Annotated in this window: 15 protein-coding genes; 11 read left to right on the top strand and 4 right to left on the bottom strand. The window is 64.8% G+C overall.

From position 1 onward, the window contains the following. The 4 genes from ACW17V_RS10320 (at window position 1) to ACW17V_RS10305 (ending at window position 4,219) form a co-directional block, all read left to right on the top strand. Window positions 1-1,005 carry a DNA polymerase III subunit delta' gene (locus ACW17V_RS10320; protein ID WP_492105058.1) on the top strand — a complete coding sequence of 335 codons (1,005 nt, stop codon included), beginning with the start codon at window positions 1-3 and terminating at the stop codon, window positions 1,003-1,005. Then, entirely contained in the window at window positions 1,002-1,790 is a 789-nt protein-coding gene (locus ACW17V_RS10315; protein WP_492105057.1) for a TatD family hydrolase, read from the top strand. The genes ACW17V_RS10320 and ACW17V_RS10315 overlap by 4 nt, the downstream gene beginning before the upstream one ends. Continuing rightward, entirely contained in the window at window positions 1,787-2,593 is an 807-nt protein-coding gene (locus ACW17V_RS10310) for an MBL fold metallo-hydrolase (protein WP_492105056.1), read from the top strand. Before ACW17V_RS10315 ends, ACW17V_RS10310 begins: the two co-directional genes overlap by 4 nt. Window positions 2,594-2,680: 87 nt before the next feature. Further along, window positions 2,681-4,219 (top strand): adenosine deaminase family protein, encoded by a 1,539-nt coding sequence (locus ACW17V_RS10305; RefSeq protein ID WP_492105055.1) that lies wholly within the window; start codon window positions 2,681-2,683, stop codon window positions 4,217-4,219. Between the two features lie 24 nt (window positions 4,220-4,243). On the opposite strand, the gene ACW17V_RS10300 is transcribed toward ACW17V_RS10305, so the two are convergent. The 3 genes from ACW17V_RS10300 to ACW17V_RS10290 form a co-directional block, all read right to left on the bottom strand. Further along, complete coding sequence (locus tag ACW17V_RS10300) at window positions 4,244-4,762, bottom strand: DUF6702 family protein (protein WP_492105054.1); 519 nt, start codon at window positions 4,760-4,762, stop codon at window positions 4,244-4,246. Then, complete coding sequence (locus ACW17V_RS10295; protein ID WP_492105053.1) at window positions 4,759-7,191, bottom strand: M1 family metallopeptidase; 2,433 nt, start codon at window positions 7,189-7,191, stop codon at window positions 4,759-4,761. Before ACW17V_RS10295 ends, ACW17V_RS10300 begins: the two co-directional genes overlap by 4 nt. 89 nt (window positions 7,192-7,280) lie before the next feature. Continuing rightward, window positions 7,281-9,278, bottom strand: a complete 1,998-nt coding sequence (locus ACW17V_RS10290) for a TonB-dependent receptor (protein ID WP_492105052.1) — start codon at window positions 9,276-9,278, stop codon at window positions 7,281-7,283. A 201-nt stretch (window positions 9,279-9,479) separates the two neighbouring features. Here ACW17V_RS10290 and ACW17V_RS10285 point away from each other — a divergent pair, with 201 nt between their 5' ends. Further along, window positions 9,480-11,144 (top strand): M28 family peptidase, encoded by a 1,665-nt coding sequence (locus ACW17V_RS10285; protein ID WP_492105051.1) that lies wholly within the window; start codon window positions 9,480-9,482, stop codon window positions 11,142-11,144. A gap of 56 nt (window positions 11,145-11,200) precedes the next feature. On the opposite strand, the gene ACW17V_RS10280 is transcribed toward ACW17V_RS10285, so the two are convergent. Continuing rightward, window positions 11,201-11,950, bottom strand: a complete 750-nt coding sequence (locus ACW17V_RS10280; RefSeq protein ID WP_492105050.1) for a Crp/Fnr family transcriptional regulator — start codon at window positions 11,948-11,950, stop codon at window positions 11,201-11,203. Between the two features lie 37 nt (window positions 11,951-11,987). On the opposite strand from ACW17V_RS10280, the gene ACW17V_RS10275 reads away from it, so the two are divergent. The 6 genes from ACW17V_RS10275 to ACW17V_RS10250 all read left to right on the top strand — a co-directional run bounded on the left by ACW17V_RS10275 (window position 11,988) and on the right by ACW17V_RS10250 (window position 20,492). Next, entirely contained in the window at window positions 11,988-14,045 is a 2,058-nt protein-coding gene (locus tag ACW17V_RS10275; RefSeq protein ID WP_492108711.1) for a toll/interleukin-1 receptor domain-containing protein, read from the top strand. Window positions 14,046-14,047: 2 nt separating this feature from the next. Further along, window positions 14,048-14,452: a hypothetical protein gene (locus tag ACW17V_RS10270; protein ID WP_492108710.1), complete on the top strand. Its 405-nt coding sequence runs from the start codon at window positions 14,048-14,050 to the stop codon at window positions 14,450-14,452. Between the two features lie 182 nt (window positions 14,453-14,634). Next, on the top strand, window positions 14,635-16,230 hold the full coding sequence (locus ACW17V_RS10265; RefSeq protein ID WP_492108709.1) for an adenylate/guanylate cyclase domain-containing protein: 1,596 nt from the start codon (window positions 14,635-14,637) through the stop codon (window positions 16,228-16,230). Window positions 16,231-16,545: 315 nt separating this feature from the next. After that, window positions 16,546-16,773 carry a hypothetical protein gene (locus ACW17V_RS10260; protein WP_492108708.1) on the top strand — a complete coding sequence of 76 codons (228 nt, stop codon included), beginning with the start codon at window positions 16,546-16,548 and terminating at the stop codon, window positions 16,771-16,773. A 31-nt stretch (window positions 16,774-16,804) separates the two neighbouring features. After that, complete coding sequence (locus ACW17V_RS10255; RefSeq protein WP_492108707.1) at window positions 16,805-17,128, top strand: hypothetical protein; 324 nt, start codon at window positions 16,805-16,807, stop codon at window positions 17,126-17,128. A gap of 532 nt (window positions 17,129-17,660) precedes the next feature. Further along, window positions 17,661-20,492: a TonB-dependent receptor gene (locus ACW17V_RS10250; protein WP_492108706.1), complete on the top strand. Its 2,832-nt coding sequence runs from the start codon at window positions 17,661-17,663 to the stop codon at window positions 20,490-20,492. The last annotated feature ends 66 nt before the right edge of the window (window positions 20,493-20,558 follow it).

Below are 20,558 nucleotides of genomic sequence, written 5' to 3'. Positions count from 1 at the left end.
ATGGACGCCCCGCCACATCCTCGCGACGTCTATGGTCTGGACGGTCTCGGCGCCGCCGAAGCGTCGTTCCTTGACGCTCTGGCGCGCGGGCGTCTGCATCACGCCTGGTTGCTGGTCGGCCCGGAGGGCGTGGGCAAGGCGACCCTGGCCTATCGCATGGCCCGGCGCCTGCTGGGCGCGCGGCCCGATCCTTCGTATGGCCTGCTCGGCGCGGCCCCGTCCGATGTTGTCAGTCGGCAGGTCGCCGCCCGTTCTCACCCCGATCTCATGGTGCTGGAGCGCGTGACCGACGACGGCAAGGCGCGCAAGTCGATTCCGGTCGACGAGGCGCGCCGTCTGCCCGAGTTCTTCGCCAATTCCCCGGCGATCTCGCCCTATCGTGTCGCGATCATCGACGCGGCTGACGACCTGAACGTCAACGCCGCCAATGCGGTGCTGAAGACGCTGGAAGAGCCGCCCGCGCGAGGTGTCATCCTGTTGGTCAGCCATGCGCCCGGAAAGCTGCTGCCGACGATCCGCTCGCGCTGCCGCCGCCTTGTGGTGCCCGCGCCGGGCGTGGAAGCGGCGACGAGCATGGTCGAGCAACGGGCGGGACTGGCGCACCGTGACGCCGAACGCCTGGCCCGCATGGCGCATGGCGCGCCGGGCAGGGCGCTGCAACTGGCCTCCTCCGGCGCTTTGGCGATGGATGACGCCGCCAGCGAAATTCTGCGCGGCCTGCCCGCCATTGATGAAGGCGCCCTGCTGGCCATGGCCGACACCTTTCGCGGCGGCGAGGGCGCGGCGCGCTTCGAGCTGCTGTTCGAGCGTCTGGCCGATCAGGTTCACGCCATGACCACGCGCCTGGCGACGACCGGGTCTTCGCCCGCCCTGGATCGCTGGGCCTCTGTCTGGGAGCGCCTGTCGCGCCTACCCGGGGAAGCCGAGGCCATCAACCTCGATCGCGCCGATGTCTTCTGGAGCGCCATCTCGGACTTGCGCGCGGCGGCCAGGACGGCGATGTGAGCCGCATGCTCATCGATAGCCACGTCAATCTCCACGCCCACCAGTACGATGAAGACCGCGACGCGGTGATCGCCCGCGCTCGTGACGCCGGTATCGCCCTGATGGTCACCATCTGCGACAAGGTCTCATCGTTCGAGGCGGTCCACGCCATCGCGATGGCTGAGCCCGACATCTGGTGCACGGTCGGCACCCATCCGCATGAAGCCAAGGAAAACCCCGACCTCGCGGTCGAGACCCTGGTTTCGTTGGCCAGCCGGCCGCGCGTTATCGGCATCGGCGAATGCGGCCTGGATTTCCACTACGACTTTTCACCCCGTGACGTGCAGGCCCAGGTGTTTCGCGTCCACGCCGCTGCCGCCCGCCAGACGGGTTTGCCGCTGGTGGTCCACACCCGTGAAGCCGACGAAACCATGGCGGAGATTCTGGAAGAGGAGCATGCGCGAGGGGCGTTCAAGCTGCTGATGCACTGCTACACCAGTGGCCTGGAACTGGCGGCGCGTGCGGCGGCCCTGGGCGCCTGGTTCTCCGTCTCGGGCATCGCCACCTTCAAGGCGGCGGAGGAGGTCAGGGCGATCATCCGGGATATGCCAGCCGACAGGATTATTGTGGAGACCGACTGCCCCTATCTCGCGCCTGTGCCGATGCGCGGCCGTCGCAATGAGCCTGCCTATCTTCCGCATATCGTTGATAAACTCGGCGAAATTCGCGGCTGGACGCGGGCCGAGACCGAAGAACGCACCGAGGGCGCCTTTTTCGCTCTCTTCGACGCGATACCGCGCCCATGACGGGACCGCTGGAATTCACGATTCTGGGTTCAGGCTCCTCGGGCGGCGTGCCGCGCGCCGACGGCGACTGGGGCGATTGCGATCCAGCCGAGCCGCGCAATCTGCGGACGCGCTGTTCGCTTCTCGTCCGACGCAAGGGAGAGAGCGGCCCGTTGTCGGAGACAACCGTCGTCGTCGACACCTCGCCTGATTTTAGGCTACAGGCCGTGGCCGCCGGAGCGCGGCGCATGGACGCCGCGCTCTTTACCCATGACCATGCCGACCAGGCGCACGGGATCGATGACCTGAGGCCGTTCTTCCTCAATCAACGGCGCAAGATCCCGACCTATATGGATGAAGCCACGCGCGCGGGCCTGATGCGCCGGTTCGACTATGTGTTCGAAACGCAGGGCGGCTATCCGGCCATATGCGAACCCAGACCGCTCCCGCCGCATGGCGCGGTGTGGAGCCTTGATGGGCCGAGTGGCCAGATTCCGGTCCAGAGCTTCGATCTGGATCACGGCAATATCCGATCGGTCGGCTTCCGGTTCGGCGGCGTGGCTTACACCCCCGACGTGGTGGCCATACCGGAGGAGAGTTGGCCTGCTCTGGACAACCTGGATGTCTGGATCCTCGACGCCCTGCGCTGGACCCCGCATCCGACCCATGCCCATGTGGATCTCGCCCTTGAGTGGATCGCCCGCGCCAAGCCGCGCCGCGCGATCTTGACGAACCTTCATATCGATCTCGATTTCAATCAGTTGGCGGCGAAACTTCCAGCTGGCGTGGAGCCGGCTTTCGACGGCCTACGCGTGGTTATCTAGGGATTGCCGCCGCCCGGCTCATGATTGCGCATTTGCCAGTCGAGGCAAATCACAGTGGGAAGGAGGGGCGACTGAGGAGTTTGGACGATGAGGGCGGGCAAGCAGCGACTGGGGGCTCTGTTGAGCGTGGTTCTGGTCGGAGGGGTTCTGGCTGCGACTCCCACCTGGGCGGGGGCTGAGTCGTCGATCCAGGACAGGGCTGCCGCACGGTTCGACGCCGTCGTCCACGATCGCGCCCAGTTGCGCCTGTTCCTGAAAGACATGCCCAAGGGCGGCGACCTTCACAACCATCTGTGGGGCGCGCCCTATGCCGAGGATTTTCTGGCCTGGGCCGCCGCCGATGGCCATTGCCTCACGACCGACGCGAAGCCGCAGATCGTCACGGGGCCCTGCGACGGCCCGGGCAAGACTTCGGCCAAAGACCTGGGGCGTCGGGACCCCGCCCTCTACAACCGGGCGATCGACGCCCTGTCGGTGCGCAACTATGCGCCCGGCGCCGGCGGGGCGGCCGCTTCCGGTCATGATCAGTTCTTCTCGACCTTTGGCCGGTTCGCGACCTCCGCCGTGAGCAATATGGGACCGATGATCGCGGTGACCCGCGAGTACGCCGCCGGTGATTATGTCAGCTACGTCGAGAGCTCGGCCAATCCCAATGCCATGCGGGCTTTCGCTGTCGCCGGACAGGCTGATTGGGACGGGGATTTCGAGCGCAGTCTTGAACGCCTGCAGCCAGGACTTCCGGCCATGGTGGCCGAGGTCGGGCGAGAGATGGACACCGCTCTAGGCGAAGCCGACCGCCGTCAGGGCTGCACGCCGGATATCGCGGCCAAGACGGGCCCGTGCCAGGTGATGCTTGGCTTCCAGCCCTTCGTCGAGCGGGCCCAGCCGCCGGGTTTTGTCTTCGCCCAGATGCTGGCGGCCTTCGCTCTGGTCGAGGCCAATCCACGGTTCGTGGGGGTCAATATCGTCAACCCCGAGGACGATCCGATCTCGCTGGCCGACTATTCGCTGCACATGCGGATGTTCAAATTCCTGGCCGCACGCTATCCCAAGGTCCCGCTGGCCTTGCATGCTGGTGAGCTGACCCTGGGCCTCGTCCCACCCCGCGACCTGGCCTTCCACATCCGCGAAGCGGTCGAGATCGCCGGCGCCAGACGCATCGGCCATGGCGTGGACATCGCCTACGAGGACGGAGCTCCGGCGCTGCTGGCGCGGATGGCCCGCGATCGTGTGGCCGTTGAGATCAATCTGACCAGCAACGATGTCATCCTGGGCGTGAAGGGCGCCGACCATCCTCTTGCGCTCTATCGCAAGGCCGGTGTGCCGGTCGTGTTGTCGACCGACGATGAAGGCGTCTCACGCATCGACATGACCAACGAGTACCTGCGCGCCGCGACAGAGCACGGCCTGCGCTATGTCGATCTCAAGGCCATGGCCCGCGACAGTCTGGAATACGCGTTTCTGCCCGGCGCCAGCCTTTGGACCTCGAAGGCCGTCCGGGTCCAGGCCTGCGCCGACACCGGCGCGGCCTGTGACGCCTTCCTGGCCAAGAGCGTAAAGGCCACCGCGCAGTGGCGGCTAGAGCGTGATTTCGAAGCCTTTGAGCGGTCGCTCAATCCACGCTAGGGCCGGCGTCCAGCGTGGACGTTCTCAGGGTTCGACGGAATCCAGAGCCTGAGGCGTATCGGCGTCAGGTCCGTTGAACACGAGGGTTCGGGTGACGCCGAAGCGACGGACATTCACTTGATTGGCCTGGTCACCATAAATATCGGCGAACATCGCCGCTCGCAGTTCGATGGCGGCGCTAACATTGGCCGGAAGTGTCTGGCCGACATATTCAAAGCGAACCTCGTCCGCGCCCAAGGTCAGGTCCTTCAGCGCCAGGTCGACGACGGCGCCGTTCACCGCCAGCGAGAAGGTCCTCAGCATATAGGCCTTCAGGGCTTCGACCGCGTCGGGATCGTCGAGGCTGGTCTGGGCGTCCGGGGCGATCTGGGCGAGAGCCGGCTCAGCATCGTGCGCCGGAATCCGATGGCTGACCTTGACCCCGCCGGTCCGGGAATCGATTTCCACGACGCTCAACGCGCCATGGCCGCGATGCGCGGCCGCCGGAAGCGGGGCGAGCGCAAGGCCTGCCGCCGCGATCATGACGGCCGCGCGCGCGATCACTTGGAGCCTTCGTCCTTCTTGGGCTCTTCCGACGGCAAGGTTCCCAGGCCGCCCGGCTCGACCTTGAGATTGGCGTCCTTCATGCGGTTGGTGGTTTCCGGCGCCTTCTGGATCTTCAACGTCGTCGGCGTGATGGCGCCCTCATAGACGTTGTTGCCACGGTCAGCGTCCGCGGTTTCCCACAGGGGATCGATCTGGGCGCCCTTCAGGTCCTTGGTTGAGACATACTGCCAGGTGACCTGCTTTGAGTTCTTGCGCCAAATCTCGGCGGGGATGCGCACTGTCTCGCTGGTGCCGTCAGCGAAGTCCATCTTCACGATCACAGGCATCACCAGACCGCCGATGTTGCGGAAGGTGAACCGATAGAGATTGTCCTTCAGGTCCTGGGCGGCCTGCTCTTCGGGCGTCAGGTCCTCGCGGGCGGTCTTGGCCTTCTTTCGTGCGCTGTCAAAGACCGCGAACTGGTCGTTGGCGTTGTAGAAATCGCGGACCTTGGGGTCGCGCTCGATGACCGTGGTTCCGCTGTTGTTGGCGGCGGTGCGAGACTCTGGTTCGATGGCGTTTGCGGCCTTGCGGACGCCGGCCTCGACGTCGGGATCACCGCTCTCGATCCTCGCCTTGACCACCTTGTCCAGCGCGATGTCGACATGGTCGGTCGAGTAGAACCAGCCACGCCAGAACCAGTCGAGATCAACGCCCGACGACTCTTCCATCGTGCGGAAGAAGTCGTAGGGCGTGGGGTGCTTGAAGCGCCAGCGGTTGGAATATTCCTTGAACGCCCGGTCGAAGAGCTCGCGACCCATGATCGTTTCGCGCAGGATCACCAGGGCGGTGGCCGGCTTGGAATAGCCGTTGGGGCCAAACTGGATCACCGAGTCGGACTGGGTCATCAGCGGCACCTGGTCCTGGCTGACCATGTACTCGACGATGTCCTTGGGCTCGCCGCGACGCGACGGGAACTTCTTGTCCCACTGCACCTCGGCCTGGAACTCGAGGAAGCTGTTGAGGCCCTCGTCCATCCAGGTCCACTGCCGCTCGTCGGAATTGACGATCATCGGGAAGTAGTTGTGTCCGACTTCGTGGATGACCACGCCGATCAGGCCGTACTTGGCGCGCTCGGTGTAGGTGAGGGCGCCGGTCTTCTTGTCCTTCACCGGCCGTGGGCCGTTGAAGCTGATCATCGGATATTCCATCCCGCCCACCGGGCCGTTGACTGACTGGGCCACCGGATAGGGGTAGGCGAAGGTGAAGTCCGAATAGACCTTCAGCGTGTGGGCGATCGACTTGGTCGAATAGGCGTCCCACAGCGGGCGGGCTTCCTTCGGGAAGAAGGACATCGCCATCACGACCGGATGCTCGGCCCTGGGGTCTTCCTGCTTCACGCCCAGGGCGTCCCAGACGAACTTGCGCGAGCTGGCCCAGCCGAAATCGCGCACATTGCTGGCCTGGAAGACCCAGGTCTTTTCGGTGGTGGCCTTGGCCTTTTCGGCGGCCACGGCCTCTTCGGGCGTCACCACATAGACTGGTTCGCTGGCGGTGCGGGCCTTGGCCAGGCGGTCGCGCTGTGCGGCGGTCAGGACGGCGCCCGGGTTTTGCAGAACGCCGGTGGACGAGACCACGTGGTCTGACGGCACGGTCAGGGCGACGCGATAGTCGCCGAACTCCAGCGTGAATTCGCCGGCGCCGAGGAAGGCCTTGTTGTGCCAGCCTTCATAGTCCGAATAGACCGCCAGGCGGGGGAACCACTGGGCGCCCTCATAGATGCAGTTGCCGTCCTCGCCCTTGCCGGTGAAGCACTCATAGCCGCTGCGTCCGCCGACCACCTTGTTCTCGACCATGGGCAGAGACCATTCGATCGTGAACTTGGTCTCGCCGCCATTGGCGCGCACGGCCGCCGGAAGATCGACGCGCAGCAGGGTATCGACCACGGTGAACTTCAGCGGCCGGCCCTGGGCGTCCTTCACCGACTTGATGGTGAAGCCGCCCTCCCATTCCTTGAAGCGCTGGATGCGGCGCACCTGGCCGAGGCTGATGCTGTCGCCCGAGACGGTCTCGGTCAGCTTGCTGATCGAGTCGCGCTTGTAGTCCTGGTCGAGCAGTAGCCACAGATAAGGCAGGCTGTCGGGCGAGTTGTTGCGATAGGTGATCGTCTCCTTGCCGGTCAGCAGCTTGGAGTCTTCGTCAAGGCGCACCGCGACGTCGTAGTCGACCTTCTGTTGCCAGTAGCGATAGCCTGGCGCGCCCGAGGCGTTGCGGTAGTCCGTCGGGGTCGGCCAGTCTTCGCCTTCCAACTGGCGGAACTTGTCGTCGAAGGGCGCCTTGGTCTGCCTGATGGCGTCGGCCTGGGCGACGGAGGTGAGCGACACGGCGAGCGTGGCCGCGATGACGCCGGCCACGGCGTAACGGATAGAACGCTTGGACAAGTTCAAAAGCCCCTCAGACACTAAGCCCTGATGAATTCCCGGAAGGACCTTGGCGAGCCGCGAAGGGAAAATCATCCTGTTTCTGTCACGATTGGTCAGAAATTGATCTTCAGCCCCGCCCGCAAGGTGCGAGGTTCGACCGGATGGAAGTGGATGTCGTCGACTCCGCCAGCGGATTCGGACGGCAATCGCGAGGCGTAGGCATAGGCGATGTCATCTCGCTGGCTGTCCGTGAGGTTCAGCACTTCAACCATCAGACTGGCCGGGCCAAGCTCCTGGACGAACAGGGCGTTGACCAGACCGGTCGGGCGCGAGCGTACGGAATTGTCCTCGATGAGCGGCGCCGCGCCCAGGCGGCGCCAGGTCAGCGACAGGATTGAGGCCTTGCCTATTTTCCAGCTGGCGCCGGCGCTGAACACCGCGCCCACGGCGTTGGGAATACGGTCGCCTTCGGGTGGATCGCCCGAGAAGCGGGCGTGGGTGGCGGCGTAGGATGCTGTCAGGTTCAAGCGCGAGCTTGGCCGCCAGTCGACCAGAAGCTCCAGACCGGCCCGTCTGGTCGCGCCGCTGGCCTCGGTGAAGCCGGCATCACCGACATAGACAAGCTCGGAGTCGACGCGCAGCGCCCAGGCCGCCGCGGTCAGGCTCAGATCCTCGTGCTTCCAGCGCAGCCCCAGTTCCGCGCCGTCCGATAGCGACAGCAACGGCGCACGCTCAGCGGGATCGCCGGTGATGGGGTCAATTGTGATGACCGCGCCCCGCGCATCGTTGGAGTGAAAGCCGCGCCCAGCGTCGGCATAAAGCTCGAAGGTCTTCGAAGCCCGCCAGGCCAGGGTCAGCTTGGGGCTCAGCAGCACGTCGCTGACGGTCCCGGCGTTGCGCGGGTCGCCCGCATCGACGTCGGCGCCCATCGCGTCCGCGCGCAGGCCTATGGTGGTGTCCAGCTTGCCGAATCGCCTCGAGGCTTCGCCCCACAGGGCCGTGGACCATTGGGTCAGAGCGTCCTGGCGTACGGTTTCGCGGCGGGCGCGAGCGGTCGTGCGGTAGAGGCCGACCTTGCCGATGTCGTCGACGCGGACCGAGGCTCCGGTCCGGGCGCTCCAGCCGTCGCCCAGCGTCCATCGTTTGGTCAGCGCGCCGCCGTAGATCCAGCGTTGATCGACCTGTTCGAACTGGTCGCCATTGACCGGATCATCCAGGAAGTAGGTGAAGTTCGAGAACAGATCGAGCTTGTAGCGCTGAGCATAGACCACCGTATCCAGGCCCCGCAGGAGGTCGCGGCGACGGGCCGAAAGAATGTAGCGCGAGGTGTCGCCGCCGTCGGTTGCGTCCACCGCGTCAAGCCGACCGATGGCGCCACTCTGAACCGCCCGCCGGGGAATCTGGTCGGTGGCGGTCCATCTGGCGTCGTAAGCCAGGGCGGTGACCGACCAGCCGCTTACGATCGCGCGGCCCAGCAGGTTGACCTTCTTGAGGTCCTCCGGCGTTGTCCACGGCCCGCGTGCGCTGGAGACATCGGCGGCGACCAGCAGGTTCTGGCTGAGGGCCTTGGAACCGACCGCGCGATAATAGGCGTTCTCACCAATCCACGCCTGCATGCCGTCGCCATGCAGGTGATCGGCCGTCTCGAAGGCGACCGCGCCAGCCGTGGCGAAGTCGCCGTTCTCGGCTGCGTAAGGCCCTTTCCTGAAGCTGATATCGTGGACGAATTCCGGCGTCAGGATGTTGAGGTCGAGATAGCCCTGACCATGCCCGTGGGAGGGCAGGTTCAGCGGCACGCCATCCAGAGACGCGGCGAGGTCTGTGCCGTGGTCGAGATTGAAGCCGCGCAGGAAGTACTGGTTGGCCTTGCCGGCGCCTGAGTGCTGGGTTGCGACCAGCCCCGGCACCGCTTCGATCAACTCGCCGGGGCGCTGTAACGGCCGCACGGCGAAGTCAGAGTAGGCGATGCGCCCCTGGCTCGCCGAGGTCGCTCGACCCAGCTCGTTGGCCCGACGCCCCCAGACCGAGATCGCTTCGACTTCTTGAGCGCGCGAGATGGCCGGGGCGCATGTCCCCAGCAACAAAAGTGCGAAAAGTTGGCCCCGTTTCATGCCGCCTCTTATTTGCTGGGCGCTTGGAAGCCAAGGGCCAGGCGGCGATCGCCGGGACCGTTGTCCAGTAAGCCTTCGAAGCACCGGCATGGACGCGGCCCGACCGAGCAGGTGTTCTACTGTCGGCAAGCCGATATCTATGGCGTTCGGATTCACAGGCGCGCTATCCAGCATCGCAGTTGCAAGATCGAGAGCCCGCCCATGTCCAGAGCCGCCATCCTCGCCTTCGTGTCCGGTCTGGGCTTTGCCGCGGGCGCCTCCGCTCAGGACAGTGGGCAGATCGATCCGGCGCGGCTGTCCGAGATCACGCGTGAGTTGTCCTCCGACCGCTTCGCGGGGCGCGCGCCGGGTGGAGAAGGCGAGCAGCCGACTATCGACTATATCAGCGGTCAGTTTGCAGCCCTGGGCCTTGAGCCAGCCGGCGACAATGGCGGATGGACCCAGAAGGTGGCGCTGGTCCGCACGCGACTGAGCGGGCCCGTGGCGCTGTCGGTCGCGACGAAATCCGGCGCGGTCATCCTGAACCAGGGAGAGCAGGCTCAGGTGATGACCCTGCGACCGGTCGACCGTGTGAAGGTCGACAAGGCTCCTCTGGTCTTCGTCGGCTACGGCGTTGCGGCGCCCGAGCGAAACTGGGATGATTTCAAGGGCGTTGATCTGAAGGGCAAGATCGCCGTCTTCCTGATCGGCGATCCCGACCTGGAGGCGGCCCCGGACGAGCCGGTCGCGGGCAAGTTCGGTGGATCGGCCGCCACCTACTATGCGCGCTGGACCTACAAGTACGAGGAAGCTGTGCGGCGCGGCGCGATCGGCGCGCTGATCGTCCACGAGAGTCTTGGCGCGGGCTATGGCTGGGCGACGGTGAAGGCCTCGAACGGCGAGGGCTATGACATCGTCCGCACCAACCCGGCCAAGGAAAAGCTCCTGATGCAGGGGTGGCTCCAGCGCGATGCGGCTGTCGATCTCTTCAAGCGCTCCGGCCTTGATTTCGAGGCGCTGAAGCGTTCGGCCCGCACGGCCGCCTTCAAGCCGACGATCTTGAGCGGCGCGGACCTGTTCGCTGACTACGCCGTGACTCATCAGCGGATGGACAGCGCCAATGTGCTGGCGCGGTTGCCAGGCAAGAGTCGTCCGGACGAGTCCGTGATCTACGCCGCGCACTGGGACGCCTATGGCGTGGGCGCGCCTGATGCGAAAGGCGACACCATCCGACACGGCGCGGCTGATGACGCCATCGGCGTGGCCGGCGTGATCGAGGTGGCCCGCGCCTTCGCTCAGGGCTCGCGTCCGGAGCGCTCGATCCTGTTCGCGGCCTGGACCGCCGAGGAGCGTGGTCTGCTTGGCTCGGAATACTACGCCAACCATCCCTTCGCTCCGCTGGGCAAGACGGTCGCCAACTATACTTTCGACGTGCTCCAGACCGTCGGTCCGGCGCGCGACGTCGTGCTGGTGGGAGCTGGGCAGAACGCGCTGGAGGATGGCCTGGCCAAGGCCGCAGCGGCTCAGGGGCGAACCATCACGCCTGACGCCAAGCCAGAGCGGGCGCTGTTCTATCGCGCTGACCATTTCTCGCTGGCGCGCCAGGGCGTGCCGGTCCTGCTGTTGATGGGGCTGGGCGGGGGAGCAGATCTGATCAAGGGAGGCCGCGCCGCCGGCGACGCCTGGGTCGCTGACTACACCAGCCGCTGCTATCACCAGCCCTGTGATGCGTGGAGCCCCGAGTGGGACTTGCGCGGGGCGGCGCAGGATGTCGCTCTGACTTATGAAGCTGGCAGGGCCTTGGCCAATTCCAGCGACTGGCCTGACTGGAAAGCGGGCTCGGAATTCAAGGCGATCCGCGCCAAGACCGCGACGGAACGGCGATAGAAAACGCGGGCGATTTTGAATGGACCCGGTCCTGAGCGGATCGGGTCACAGCTTAACTAAAGTTCGCCGCCGATGCGCTCTATCTCGCCAGCGAGGGCCGGAAGGTCGAGAATTCGCAGCGTTCGGCCGGTCTGCGAGACAATCTTCAGACTGGCCAAGCGGTTCAGTTCGCGCGTCACGGCCTCGCGCTGGCTACCGACCAGAACGGCCAGTTCGGCGTGGGTCGGACAGGGGTTGATTGTGGCCTGACGCCCATCGTCACTCGCAGAGGTCGCCATGCGCAGAAGCTCGATATCAACCCGACAGGCCACCGACACAGCGTTCAGTTCGAACAATCGATCGGTCAGCGATCGCGTCAGGCTGGCAAGGTCTTCCAGAATGGCCCGCATGAAGCGGGGAGATTGTTCAAACAGGCTCTGAATTAGGGGCTGAGGCAGGCGGGCGACCCGCGCATCTTCCAGCGCCAGGATGTTCACCGAGCGGGGCAGGCAGTCGATCGCCGAGATTTCTCCGAAATAGCTTCCCGCTGAAATGCGCCGATAGCCGACCTCACGGCCCGAGCGGGCATACTGATTGGCCAGCAGAGCGCCCTTCAGCAGCAGAAGTATGCCGCCGCTCTCATCCAGGCGTTGGATGATCAGTTCGCCCTTGCGATAGTAAAGGCTCTCGATCTGCGGAGCCAGGGCGTCGATTTCGTCACGCGCCATGTGCCGGAACAGCCTGTTGGCGCGATAGTCGCCTTCAGGCGGCGGCGCGATCGGCGTATGGCTCGAAGCGAGCGGGGGCGGAGGGGGAATCACGGCCATCGAGAACGCTCCTACACTGTCGATCTGGGGACGACGAATGGATAGCCGACCGCGATACCGGGCTTTTATCAGTTATAGCCATCACGATCGCAAAGCGGCCGAATGGGTTCATCGCGCGCTCGAGACCTACCGCGCGCCTCACGGCTTGCCCACCACAGGCGGTGGCGCGCCCTCATTGAGGCTGACGCCGATCTTCCGAGACCGCGACGAGCTTAGTGCTTCGTCGGACCTTGGAGAGGTCATCCGTGACGCGTTGGACCGGTCGGACGCCCTGATCGTGCTTTGCTCCGCTGCCTCGGCGAGCTCGCACTGGGTGGATCAGGAGGTGGCGTATTTTCTGAAGATCCACGGGCTGGGCCAGATCATCTGTGTCATTGCGCCGACGACGCCGACGGGAGCGTCGCTGATCGAGATCTTGCCACCGGCCTTGCGCGCGGCGCTGCCGCCAGGTGTCGAGCCGTTGGCCGTGGATCCGCGGCGCGGCGGCGATGGGCCAAGGCTGTCGCGTTTAAAGATCGCGGCGAGGCTTCTTGACGTCAGCCTCGACCAACTGGTCCAGCGCGACGCTCGCCGCGGCGTGCGGCTGATGGCGGTCTTCACTACCGTGGCCCTGATGATCACCATCGCTATGGGGGCCATGACCATCGCCACCCTAAAGTCGCGCAAGATCGCCCGCGACCAGCGTGATGAGACCGAGGCCCTCGTGGCCTACATGTTGGGCGACTTGCGCGAGCAGTTGGAGCCGGTGGGGCGGCTGGACGTCCTGGACGGCGTCGGCGCCAGGGTTCTCAACTACTATGGCAAGGCTCGCGCCGACCAGCTTGACGACAGGGCCCTGTCCCAACGCGCCAAGGCCCAGACACTGCTGGGCACGATCCGGGAGCAGCGCGGTGACCTGGCGGGCGCTCGCGACGCCTTTAGTCAGGCTGCGGCCACCACCCACGAACTGGCCATCCGCGCGCCCGGTAGCGGCGAGCGGGTTTTCGATGAGGCGCAGAATGTCTACTGGCTGGCCTACATGGAATGGCGTCAGGGAAACGCCATCGGAGCCGAGCGCGGCTTTAAGCGGTATGGTGAGTTGGCCCAGGCCCTCGTTGAGCTCGACCCGGATCGTGCTGACTGGCGGTTGGAGGTCGCCTACGCCAAGAGCAATCTCGGCACCCTGTTGCTTGAGCAGGGGCGGGCGCAGGAGGCGCTGACGACCTTCCGCGCCGCTCTGACTGTTTTCGAGGCCGAGCGCGCCCGGGAACCTGGGAGTCAGGACCGCTTGCTCGACGCGGTGGACGCGCACGCCTGGGTGGCCGACTCCCTGGTCAAGTTGGGTCGTCCTCGTGAAGCACTCGCCGAGCGCGAGAGCTTGGCGGGCCTTCTGGCCCAGACCTCGGCGAAGGCCGCCGCAAACAAGCCGTTGGCCGCGAGCAGCCTCGCGAGCCAGTTGGCCCTCGCGCGCCTGGAGCTGGATCTGGGGAGAGTGTCGCAGGCGCGGACGCGTGCGGGCGACGCCATGCGCGGCTTGCGCGATTTGGTGGCCCTGGACCCGACCAATGCGCGATGGCTGGAATATCTTCTGATCGGGCAGATGGACGCCGTCGACCTCGCAGCCTGGTCGGGCCAACCGGTTCAGGCGCGCATTGCGCACGCCCAGGCCGCCGCAATACTGGCGAAGCTGCGCACGATGAACGAGACCAAGGCTTGGCGCGTCGAGCTCGACGGACGCCTTGCGCAGCAGGGGATTCTTTTGGCGCGTCTCAGTGGTGACCTGCGGCTGGCGCGACGCCTAGCGATGGCGCTGCGGGATCGCCTGGAGGTCATCCAGAGTTCCCGCGAAGCTGTGTCGGAGCGGGCTATCCTCTACGGCGTCGTCTATCTGGCGACTGAGCGACCAGCGGACGCCATATCGGCGCTGGCGAAGCGACGCGGATCACTTTCCCCAGCTGGTCTCGACATTCTGGCCCGCGCCTACCTTGCCCGAGGGCGGCAAGACCTAGCCAACGCGATTGTTCGAGATCTCAAGGCGCGCGGCTACGCCCATCCCGGCTTTCTTGCATTCTGGAAAGAGTCGCTACTAGCTGGGGCTTCAGATCAAGGGGACTAAAAGTGACAGAGCCAACACCCGCCCGCGTCATAGAACTGCTTGTCGGTATCGCCGACGGCATAAACTTCATGAATGTTCTCGATCCAGAGAACCCGACTCCTCTGTCTCTGGACCTGCGTCATCGCTGTGAACTGGTCTTCAGGCTCAGCGACACCCTCGTCGACGCCGGCTGGAAGTTCCAGCGTCGGCCAATCTCCATCAAGGACGATTTCGGGGTGAACTTCTCAAGTTACGTCTGGGTTACGCAGTGGCTCGGCGCGCCGCTGCCCGCGCATTCGTGCTTCAAGATCATCTACGAATGCACCCGGATGGGCGAGTACGAATACAGCCTGTTCATGACCGACTCGCATGAGCAGGGCATCACTCTGGATCCGAAGATCGAGAACGGCGCGGGCAAGGTCCCCTGATCAAGCCACAGACTTTCGACAAGGATGAGGTCACCGCGCTGATACAGCGCGGTGAGATCCTCGCCGCCTATGACATCGCCCGCGCGGCTCTGGAGTCGGGTGAAGCGTCCCGCGAGGTCGCCTACAGGGCCGTACTTTGCCTGGCTAGGGCAGGGGCGGTCGATTTCGCGCGAACCGAATATGTGCGCCTCGGGCTGGATCGGGTCGACGATGATCCCGACGCCATTGCTCTGGGCGCTCGACTGCTGAAAGATGTCGCCTTGGCCGCGCGCGGTCTGCGTCGGACGGCCTTCGCCAAGGCCTCGACCCGCCGCTATCAGGCGCTCCACCAACGCTTCGGCGGTCTCTATGGCGCGGTCAACGCCGCGACCATGATGCTCGTCGCTGGGGATCGCGCGGGTGGAAAGGCTCTCGCGGCCGCCATGCTCGCTTCACCACCGTCGCGGCTGACGGGTGAGGCGGCCTACTACGAAGCCGCCAGCCGGGCTGAGGCGCTTTTCCTAACGGGCCGGCTTGAGGCGGCGCGCGAGACGCTGGCCGATGGCCTGACGAGGGCGCCTCGGGCCTTTGCGGCCCACGCCTCGACCCTCCGCCAACTGGAAATGCTGTGTCGCGAGACCGGCGTCGATCCTGGGTGGCTTTCTGCTTTCCGGCCGCCGGCCTGCGCTCACTTCACCGGCCACATCCTGGACGCGTCGCGCGAGGTCGCCCTGACCGACGGACAGGGCAGCGACCTGCGAGGCCAGGCTGACCAGACCGTACGGGACCAGGGGGTCGGCTTCGCCTATGGCGGCCTAGCCGCGGGGGCCGACATCGTGTTCGCCGAGGCCCTGCTGGAGGCGGGCGCAGAACTGCACTTGGTGCTGCCGGTGAACAGGGAATCCTTCGTCGCGGTGTCGGTCGCGCCTTTCGGGCCGGGTTGGATCGAGCGGTTCGAGCGCTGCTTCGCCCGCGCCACTTCCGTGCGCTACGCTTCGCAAGATCCCTACGCCGGTGACGAGCAAATTTTCGCCTATGCCAGCCAGATCGCCATGGGGTGTGCGGTGTTACGCGCGCAGACCCTGTCGACCGAAGCCTTGCAGGTGGCGGTATGGGACGGCCATGCAACCGCCAGACCTGCGGGGGTTGCAGTCGACCTGGCCTATTGGGCTAAGGGGGGGCGCCGTCAGGTCGTTATCCCGGTTCGGCGGCCGCCGCCGGCGCCTGTGTCCGAACCCTCCGCGCGAGACGGCGGGGCGCACCGCTCGCGCGCGATGAAGGCGATGCTCTTCGCCGACGTAAAGGGGTTTGGAGCCCTGCGCGACGACCAGATTCCGGCCTTCATCGACGCGGTGATGGGGCAGATGGCCAAGGTGGTGGAGGGGCTCGACGTGCGCCCACGCCACGTCGAGACCTGGGGTGACGGCCTTTTCCTTGTCTTTGACCAGCCGATCGCCGCCGCGATCGCCGCCCTGGCGCTGCAGGAAGCCCATCGCGCGCTGGACCTTCGAAGTCTCGGCCTCCCGCGCAGCCTAGGTCTCAGAATCGGCGGTCACTATGGACCGGTGCACCTGACAACCAATCCTCTGACCAGGACCCCGGCCTTTGTCGGCGCCCACGTGGTGGTCGCCGCGCGTATAGAACCGGATGTCGCACCCGGCTCCGCCTGCGTCAGTGAGGCTCTGGCCGGCGCGCTGGCGGCCTTTCACGGCGACCGCGTCCGTTGCGGCTATGTAGGACGCACCCAGGGGCGCAAGGGGTTTCCTCCCACGCCCATCTTCAATCTCACGCGCGCCTGACCGCCTCTCCAGTAGGATGAACTGGCGCCTTTATTTCTGACGATGTGCAGATCCGCACAGTCGTGCGCCGCAGGCTCAGACATGTTTCCGGTCGTAGGCCGCGACGACGACAGTCCAGGCGGCTCAAGAACCTCTCTGTCGACCGCCATCGTTGGAGTGCCGCCAAGACCTACATAGCACTCGGCCTGCCACCGCAGGCCGTTTCCGCCGCCTCCGGACCCGGCTGCCCCTTCGGTCGGGTCCACCTCCCTGAGCATCTCTCCAGTCGCGTCGCCGACGAAACGCGCTCCTCCCCGTTGTATCAGGAACCTCCCCATGTCTCTGGACGCAGCCGCCCTCAAGGTACCGCCGATCACCCAAGACGCCGCTTCCGACACGTTCGCCTCCGACCCCGCGGCAACCATCCTGAAGCATGCCGTGAAGATCTGGGCCCGCGATCAGGGTTTCGCTGAAGACGAGGTCTCCTGCCTGACTGACAGGGTCGTGGCCTTCACCTGTTCTGCGATCCTGGACTGTCAACGAAAGGTCCAGGCCGTTGCCTAGTCTCTCGCTGTTCAAGATTCCTGGAGCGATCTTGGCCCACGCAAAGAGCCTTATCGGGGGCGGCGACGAAAGCCTCCCCTCGGCGCAGGCGGCAGGCTCCTCTGATGGGCTGGGGCCCGATGCCAGCGCCGAGCGGGACCTGTCGACGCAGGACAATACCTTCTGGGCCATCATGGCCGGCGCCGACAGACGGCTCGCCGAACTTAGGCGCGCGATCGATGAGGCCGCCGCAGAATCGATGGCGCGCGAGACCGGAGCCGACGGCGCGCCATGTCAGAGCACCGGCCTTGGCGAAAGCCGATTCGATGCGGCCAATCGAATGATCAAAGATGCGTTGAACACCGAGAAGCCGTGACTTTCGTCACTGGGGCCGCAGGCGACTTCGTCCCAGCTTCGGTTAAGCGCCAATCCTGAAAGCCGGCAAGCCGACCGATCGTAGCATTGTCGGCCGGATGGCCGTCGGTTCCAAGAGACAAGCTGGACTGCTTTTTTTGGTATAGTCCAGATCTGGCAATTTGACGGTACCCGGACGTTTCCACGTTGTACGTCTCCTCCCGACGGTATCCCCGTGCGCCGTACCTAGCCGATCTAGATTTATGACGGACCGACTGTGTGCTGGCTCTTGATGGCCATGGCGGCCGGATATCAGCGGCTGAAATCCGTTTCTGATAAATCGAAATTCGCCGGAACCTAGTTGCTGCGGGGCTCGACCACACCCGCGAGCGCCATGACTGGCAGCCGCCAATCTCCCTTCTCCACCCCAAATTTTCCGAAAGCAGGGCAGGGCTAACCGATTTTCCTGCCTCTCGAGCGGCAACTGTCACGGAGATGTTGTCGCAAGCTGCTTTAAGCGCCTGGTCCATACCAGTTGGGGCAGGGGAAGACCTATGTCGAAGCTAAATCCTGTTCGAGCCACGCGCCCGAACCTCAAGAATCTTTTGCTGGCCACCGTTTCCGCGATGGTCGTCGGCGCCAGTTCATCGGTTGCTCTCGCGCAGCAGACCTCCGGCGCCCAGGCGTCCGGCGATGTGGTCGACGAGGTCGTCGTCACGGGCTTCCGCAAGTCGCTCAGCGACGCCCGCAAGCTCAAGCGGGACGCGGTCATCCAGAAAGACGCGATTGTCGCCGAAGACATGGCGAAGTTCCCGGAACTGAACCTGGCCGAATCGCTTCAGCGCCTGCCGGGTGTCCAGATCACGCGCGAAGCGGGTGAGGGACGGCGGATCTCGCTGCGCGGCCTGGGTCCCGATTTCGCCCGCGTGCAGCTCAACGGCATGGAAGTGCTGGGTAACGTTGACTCCGCGCAGGATAGCCGCGGTCAGCGCTCGCGCGACCGCGCCTTCGACTTCAACATCTTCGCTTCGGAACTGTTCTCGAAGGTGGAAGTCGAAAAGACCTTCGAAGCCGCCCAGAACGAGGGCGGCATGGCCGGTACGGTCGGCCTGTTTACCGGCAAGCCGTTCGACTACAAGCCGGGCTCCAAGGGCGCTGTATCGCTGAAGCTGGGCACCAACCAATACACCAAGGACGCGCAGCCGCGCATCGCCGCTCTGTTCAGCCACAACTGGGATGACAAGTTCGGCGTGGCCGTCTCGGTCGCCTACAGCAAGCGGGAGACCACTGAACAAGGCCACAATACCTATAACTACTCTCACCCCAGCGCGTCGACCCTGCAGGGTCTTGTCGGCAAGGGCCTGGATATCTCGAAGCTGAGCGCCGCTCAGCAGGCCAAGTTCCTGTCCGGCGACCTGTACTTTGCTGACGGCAACCGGGTCTCCTCCTGGGACTCGAAGATGGAGCGCCTGGGCCTGACCGGTGCGGTTCAGTGGAGGCCGGTGGACAACCTGCTGCTGACGCTTGATGTGCTGCACGGCGAGTTCACCACCCGCCGCGACGAGATGCACCTGGCGACCCGTCCGCTTGCCTCGACGGGTTCGGTGGCGTTCGACACCAAGGCCGGCGGTGTCTGGCCGGGTCAGTTCCAGACGGGGTCGGTGATCAACAACCTGGCCTGGGACAGCAGCAACTACGTCACCATGACGGACGTCACGGGCACGACCTTCGGCAGCGAGCACCGCCGGTCGCTTAATGAAAACCGCTTCGATCAGGTCGCGCTGACCGGCAAGTGGGACCTGTCTGATCGTCTGACGATCGACGGACACGTCGGCTATGAGAAGTCGACCTACAAGACGCCCTATGACGACAAGCTCTATATGCGCGCCAAGGGCAACCTGATCGCCAACTATGGTGCTGACGGCCAGTCGGCGTCGTTCCAGTATCCGAACTGGGATACGACCAACCCCGCCAACTACGCCATGGACTCGTTCTACTATCGCGGCTTCAACAATAAATCGGAGCTGCACGAGGGCGTGCTGAACGCCCGCTATGAACTGTCCGACGTGTGGACGCTGCGCGCCGGCGCCGCCTATCACAAGTTCTCGCAGGGCGGCATCGACCTGTTCTATGACGACAACGTCAATGGGACCCGGTCGAAGATGCGTGGAACGTCGGTCGCCGATGTCACCTCGGTGTTCACCAACAGCTTTGGTTCGTGGTTGATCGGCGACTACGCGAAGGCCTTCGCGAAGTACAACGAGTACCACCGGTTCGGTCCCAACAAGGACGGCACGGGCGGCGCGCTCCAGGATATCGAGAACGTCTACGAAACCACGGAAGAGACCGTGTCCGAGTACGTGCAGGCGGATTGGGACAGCGAGCTCTTCGGCAAGCGTTTCCGCGGCAATATCGGCCTGCGCGGCTACCAGACCGACACCCACAGCACCGGCTGGATCCAGGGCGACAGCTATGCCTACCTGGGCACGACGGACGTGGAAGGCAGCTATTCGGGCGTCTTGCCGTCGCTGAATACGGTGCTGGAGATGACGCCGGACGTTCTGGTGCGCTTCTCCGCCACGCAGAACCTGAACCGTCCTGGCCTGGGCTCCATGGCCGCCAAGGGCAGCGCGTTCCAGGGCAACGAGCCCTGCACGATCGCCGCGAACGGCTCCAATGATTGCAAGATCACGGCGTCGCGCGGCAATCCGAACCTTGAGCCTTACAAGGACAACACGCTGGATCTGGCGGTGGAGTACTATTTCGGCAAGGCGGGCCTGCTTTCGGCGGGCGTGTTCCAGAAGAACATCACGAACTTCATCGGTTCGCTGACCCTCGAGAACGTCCCCTTCAGCCAGACGGGCGTGCCATCCGGCACGATCCCGGGCGCCAAGGACAGCACAATCGTTTCGGAATTCTCGATGCCGATCAACGTCCCCGGCAAGAAGAAGCTGACCGGTGTCGAACTGGCCGCGCAGACCCAGTTGTCGTTCCTACCGGCGCCCTTCGACAACCTGGGTGTGGTCGCCAACTACACCTATGTTGACACCCCTCCGGAGCTTACCGGCATTTCGAAGACCAGTTACAACGCCACGATCTACTATGAGACCGAGACCTGGGGCGCCCGCGCTTCGGTGAGCCAACGTGACCGCTGGTACTCCGGGCGCAACGACTCGGTCATGAGCGCGAGCACGCGAGGCTTCCAGGGGTCTACCTATGTGGACGCCGCGGCCTTCGTGAACATCACCGAAAAGCTGCAGGTCACGCTGGATGCGATCAATCTGACCAACCAGAAGGACACTCAGTTCTGGGGTCAGAACGAGTATCTCTATAACCAGACCCAGAGCGGCAAAACCTACATGCTGGGACTGAGCTACAAGTTCTAGACGACTGACTATTTTAGACTATGCGCCCCGCCACCCTCGTGGCGGGGCGCTTTTTCGGGTTTTCTG

The sequence above is a fragment of the Caulobacter sp. FV2ye17ST genome (genome assembly GCF_058680955.1).
This window is presented reverse-complemented; position numbering and strand designations above follow the sequence as displayed.